The sequence below is a fragment of the Nostoc mirabile CHAB5784 genome (assembly GCF_020829645.1).
GTDB classification, from domain to species: domain Bacteria; phylum Cyanobacteriota; class Cyanobacteriia; order Cyanobacteriales; family Nostocaceae; genus Nostoc; species Nostoc mirabile.
Genome location: NZ_JAIVFS010000227.1, coordinates 1 through 5044, shown reverse-complemented (window position 1 = coordinate 5044; position 5044 = coordinate 1). Strand labels below are relative to the sequence as shown.

Genomic DNA, 5044 nt, shown 5'->3' with positions numbered 1-5044 from the left:
AAACTGGGTTTCAAAGCCTCTCTCCGCTTCGGGGAGAGGAATGGAAGTGGGGTAAAAAGCTATGTCACAAAACGAGAAATCAAGACTTATGTATTTTTCTTTTTTCGTATGAAACCACCCTGCCTCCCCGCAAGCAGGAGGGGAGACAAAGCGACGATTGGCGGGGTGGGGTGCAATGACTGTGGGAATCATAACTAATTATGCGGACATAATATGAGAGGTTTTTTCGCTATAGCAAGAGCAACTAAACATACACCAGCAGTGTTTTGTTCAGGGACAATAGAAAAAGCCTACATAATACGATCGCAGTTATGACGACTACACTTACCTCTGCTGTTAAACCAAGAGCCGAAGATAGTTTTGCTATTAGCTTTGCACCATTGTCTCTTGAAGAAATCTATGCCAAATCTGACGATCCAGCCAACGGTGCTGTGGTTATAATGAGTGGCGTAGTTCGCAATCAAACTGATGGGAAACCTGTAATTGCTCTAGAGTATCAAGCTTACGAACCTATGGCATTGCGGATATTTTATCAAATTGCTGCTGATATTCGCTTATCTACCCCTGATGTGAATCGGGTAGTGATTCATCATCGCACTGGACGTTTGCAAGTTGGAGAAATTAGCGTTTTAGTCGCAGTAGGTTGTCCTCATCGCAGTGAGGCGTTTGAAGCTTGCCAGTATGCTATTGATACCCTCAAACACGAAGCCCCCATTTGGAAGAAAGAACATTGGGAAGATGGTTCTAGCCGATGGGTGAGTATTGGCGCTTGTGAAACATCAGGAGACAATTGTTAAAATTTGTCAGGTTATTGAACACGCTCAATTTATCCAGCAATTAGCTAACCTAACTATGATGTGTGCGACGCTAAGTGCTGGATGACATCAACGAGTACTTTACCGTTTGGGCTTTAAGTTTCCCAAGGCATAGTAATATCAACGACAAAACGTTTTTAGGTAAATATTATCATTTCCTTTAGTTCAAAAACTAACTAAGGTAATTTGTGATGTATTTTTTGATTTGCGTAAAAAATACGCAGCTTTTTTGTGTCCAAAATCTAAACCAATTAGTAATCTCTAATTCTTAAACGCTTACTTAACAGAAATATTTAATTTTTATTAAAAATATTTAGATTTGCAAAACAACAATTTATGTTGCATTTGTTTACAGAAAGTGCATGATTCTATTGAGGTTTGTAAATATTTTGTATTTCTACAATGAATATTCCTTTAGACTGATCTTCAACTGAAAAATGTGGGGATAAACACAAATGCATTCGTTAAATATATTTTGTCACGAATTTGTAGTTGCTGTTTCCTTTGTAGCTTGCATTGTTGGGCTGGTGTTACTGTGGGACAGTAAGCAGCAAAAAAATGATGTAGAAGAAACAGAGCGGATTCTATTTAGAATGAGCTTTACTTACTGGCTAGTTTACTGTGTAGCCTTTGGTATAGAAAAAATAGTTTTACCCGACTGGGAATCTGTACTCATGACTTTGAGAATAACTACGGCTCTGTCATATTTCTTAACTTTTTCTTGCATTGTTAGTCTGCCACTACACAAATTTGCAGTACACCGTGTTGAAGAATAGTCATGAGGCATGGGGCATGGGGGAATTGGGAATTGGGCATGATTAAGATTTCTTCATAGCGATCGCTAATGCCGTTTCCAATTCTGACTGCGCCAAAGGGGTTAAAATAAAGACCTCTTGTACCGTCTTTCCCTGCCGTGCAATTACTTTATAGCCGCCGCGAATCGGTACTGAAACGCGCAGTTGCATTTTTGGACAATGGCCTTTTGCTTGCCCAATCACGCCAGGTGTCACGGTTTGGATGCTATCCTGCTGACAAAGACGTTCTAAAATGGGAATTAGACCAGAAAGGTGGGTCGAGTGATTCCAAACCAGTCTGCCAGCTTTTTGCGAAGCCGTTCGGAGGGAATCTACGGTGGGTTTGCCCATGATAATTAAGCTGCTTCTAGAGGTGCCATTGTCAAACCTGCTCGATGCAGCTGCTGGTGATAGAGTTCCGCAGGTTCTTGGGGCCCGACCCAGACGATCGCTTGACCTTCATAGTGTACCTGATTAGTTAGATCCCATGCGCGATCGCCAGTCATCCCTGGAATATATTTCATCAAACATTCACTCACATGTTGGAATGTATTAAAATCATCGTTTAATACAATCACTTTGTAATTCGGATAAGTCTTACGGGTAACTTGATTAGACCGTTCAGGAGCTTTAGTTGGTGCTGTGGCCATCCCGTAAACATCTGCTGAAAGTGTCATAACCATAGAACAATTAAGCAAGATAATTTTACAAAACTACACTACAAACAATTAGTTTAGTCCATTGTCATTGGTCATTTGTCCGTTGTTCGTTGTCCTTAACAAATGACCAATACTTCTCTTCTTAAGCTGCGCCCTAAGCGTAGCTATGCCGCAGGCTTTACGGCAACTCTTGGAGACGCACTCGCGTTCGCTCAGTACAAGTGACCAATGACCAATGACTAATGACTAATGACCAATGACCAATGACTATCTACCGCCAATTATCCCAGTTTTCGTTAAAAATGGATGTATCGGGGAAGGCTGTGGGGTTGCCATTTTGTTGCAAAAGCCGTTTAAGTGCTTCCAGTTGTGGCTCTTGTTTGGGTAAGTCATCGACTAGTTGGTAGGGTGCGATCGCATTTTTGATGGCAAAACTAGCAACAGTTCCCGCAGCTGCGCCAGACGACCATTCAAAGGAATGGACTCGATAGGCAGCAGCAGCAATATGACTAGTAGCAATGCTTTTGCCTCCTACCAGTAAATTATCAATTTTCTGGGGAATCATTGCCCTCAGAGCAATTTGGAAGGGATAAGCAAGACCTGCACCACGCCTTTCACCTGGACGTTCTGTATTACCAGGAGCTTCTGGGGGACTATTCACCATACAAGGATGGAAATCTATAGCGTAGTGACCAATACCCACAGCATCGGGGAAGATGGTAGAACGAGTCCGTCGCATTGCTTTTTCTGGTGAGACTTTACCTTCAATTACTGATACTGCTTCCAAACCTGCAAGCGCTGCTCGTAGCCTCCGATACATATCTGCTGGCATCTGGGAGTAATACTGATCATTGTAATCTCGGCGAGAAATATCAATTTCCCAAATACCAAAGCCACCAGGTTGTCCCCAACTGGGGCGTCCAATGATGCGCCGTCCTTCGCGCATATAGGGATATTTCGATAAGCCATGCACTGTCCCCATTGGGGAATTTAACCCGGAAACAAAGCGGTTATTAGTTTGCTGCTGTTTTACACCTTCCCCCAACTGGGAATCTGTAGTCCCAGCTACCAACCAATAATAAAATGAGAGGGCATTTTCTTCAGCATTGCGGAGGGTTTCTGTTCGCAGTCCTCCCATCCAACCACCTGGTTTTAATTGCCCAGTGCCTTGTAACTGTTGGCGACTGTAAACTAAGTTATCCTTAGCTGTTCCGGGGCGGTAGTCGTTACCCCAAGTCCAGTTTTGCATGGAAATATCCCCTGGTGTAGCAGCAGTAAAACTGACACCGCCGAATTTTACTGGTTTCCCTTTATTTGGACTCCAAATGCGACGATAGGTGAAAACTAAGTCAAAGTTAGCCAGTCGCTTTAATTCATAGCTAAAATATGGTGCGTATTGTAAATAGAATGGGGGCATCGTCTGCGGTTGCGCTTCCTTAGTTGCCTCCATTGCAAAAGTGTAGGTAAAGCCTTGAGGGCAATAAGGATCATTGTTGGTGCTAGACGCAGAAGGTTCTAGGTAAGAACGGGCATCAATACCCAATCGGTAGGGGACATCAGCAAGTGCAATAATTTCTCCAGTTTCGCTTGCATCTACGACATACCACTTAGGAGCATCCCCTTTATCTGCCTTAGGAAGGAAACGGAGAATAGTTTTGGTAAATCGAGATGAGTTTTCGTAGCTATAAGAATCTTCAATACTTTGAGATAAAGTAAAGGTATTGAGGGGTGGTGCGCCTTTTGCTGGTTGATGTTGGATAGCGATCGCACCATTAATTATTTTGCCATCAGTAGCGATTTCCAAATCCTTAATTACCGTGTTGGGAAACCATTGCAACTTCCCTTTGCCTTGCTTCTCGGCATCTTTGAGCATCTGGGCCAAAATGGCGTGAGCATCGCGGGGAAGAAAGCAGGAGTCACTTACCCAACAGTCACCGGGGTTAAGTTCACCGTATTTGCGCCCAATCCGGTTTCGCAATTCTAGGTAGCCGCGAGAATAGAATTTTAGGGCACGCTGAGTTGGCCGTTCGTCTAACGCAGATGTCCCTTGAGAAGAAATTTGTCCTCCCAGCCAGTCAGTAATTTCTGTGAGGCAAACCGTTCGTCCGGCTAGTAACCCCTCGTAAGCTGTGGCGACACCAGAAAGTCCACCACCTGCAACTAAAATTTCGCAGTTGACACTTTTATCTGGGGTTCTCGGTACTGTGGCGATCGCCTTTGACGTTGGCGCTGCGATCGTCGTTCGCGTAGCGTCTCGTAGAGAAGACGTTGGCGCAGCCATCGCACCATCAAATGCAACTAAGGTAGATATGAAATTGAGACTGATCAGTGATGTCAAACTATAAGCTACTTTGTGTCTACCCTTCATGGTTAAAAAAACTGCTCCAAATCCTGTGTCACCTTGTAGAAGGTAGCATCCAGGAAATGATCATCACAAGTTTATCAGACTAAATATAAATATATTTAAATACAATTTTTACACTTAAAATACTGAGTATGTAGTCTCAGTTTAGCCTGAAGTTATTAAAAACTATAAATATTAATATTTTGAAGTCATTAGACCTCTTGCAAAAGTCTATCCCCTTTTCCACATCCGGTGAAAAGTCAGGTTGAGCGAGAGCATTTGCTTGTTGAGCGAGAGCATTTGCTGGTTGAGCGAGAGCATTTGCTTGTTGAGCGAGAGCATTTGCTTGTTGAGCGAGAGCATTTGCTTGTTGAGCGAGAGCATTTGCTTGTTGAGCGAGAGCATTTGCTTGTTGAGCGAGAGCATTTGCTT

At 43.2% G+C, this 5044-nt stretch carries 7 protein-coding genes; 2 read left to right on the top strand and 5 right to left on the bottom strand.

Features of this window, described 5'->3' with window-relative positions; all coding sequences use genetic code 11:
* Positions 1–192, bottom strand: a 192-nt coding sequence (locus tag LC653_RS44620; protein ID WP_229501648.1) for a hypothetical protein, incomplete at its 3' end; no start/stop codon positions are given.
* 119 nt (positions 193–311) lie between these two features.
* On the opposite strand from LC653_RS44620, the gene LC653_RS44615 reads away from it, so the two are divergent.
* On the top strand, positions 312–797 hold the full coding sequence (locus tag LC653_RS44615) for a molybdenum cofactor biosynthesis protein MoaE (RefSeq protein ID WP_229501647.1): 486 nt from the start codon (positions 312–314) through the stop codon (positions 795–797).
* Between the two features lie 473 nt (positions 798–1270).
* Positions 1271–1591, top strand: a complete 321-nt coding sequence (locus LC653_RS44610) for a hypothetical protein (protein ID WP_152590168.1) — start codon at positions 1271–1273, stop codon at positions 1589–1591.
* A gap of 42 nt (positions 1592–1633) precedes the next feature.
* On the opposite strand, the gene LC653_RS44605 is transcribed toward LC653_RS44610, so the two are convergent.
* The 4 genes from LC653_RS44605 to LC653_RS44590 all read right to left on the bottom strand — a co-directional run.
* Positions 1634–1960: a DUF2103 domain-containing protein gene (locus tag LC653_RS44605; RefSeq protein WP_229501646.1), complete on the bottom strand. Its 327-nt coding sequence runs from the start codon at positions 1958–1960 to the stop codon at positions 1634–1636.
* Between the two features lie 5 nt (positions 1961–1965).
* Positions 1966–2292, bottom strand: a complete 327-nt coding sequence (gene clpS, locus LC653_RS44600; RefSeq protein ID WP_306423312.1) for an ATP-dependent Clp protease adapter ClpS — start codon at positions 2290–2292, stop codon at positions 1966–1968.
* 247 nt (positions 2293–2539) lie between these two features.
* Positions 2540–4636 (bottom strand): FAD-dependent oxidoreductase, encoded by a 2097-nt coding sequence (locus LC653_RS44595; protein WP_229501645.1) that lies wholly within the window; start codon positions 4634–4636, stop codon positions 2540–2542.
* A gap of 207 nt (positions 4637–4843) precedes the next feature.
* A partial coding sequence (locus LC653_RS44590) for a hypothetical protein (protein ID WP_229501644.1) occupies positions 4844–5044 on the bottom strand: 201 nt, incomplete at its 5' end.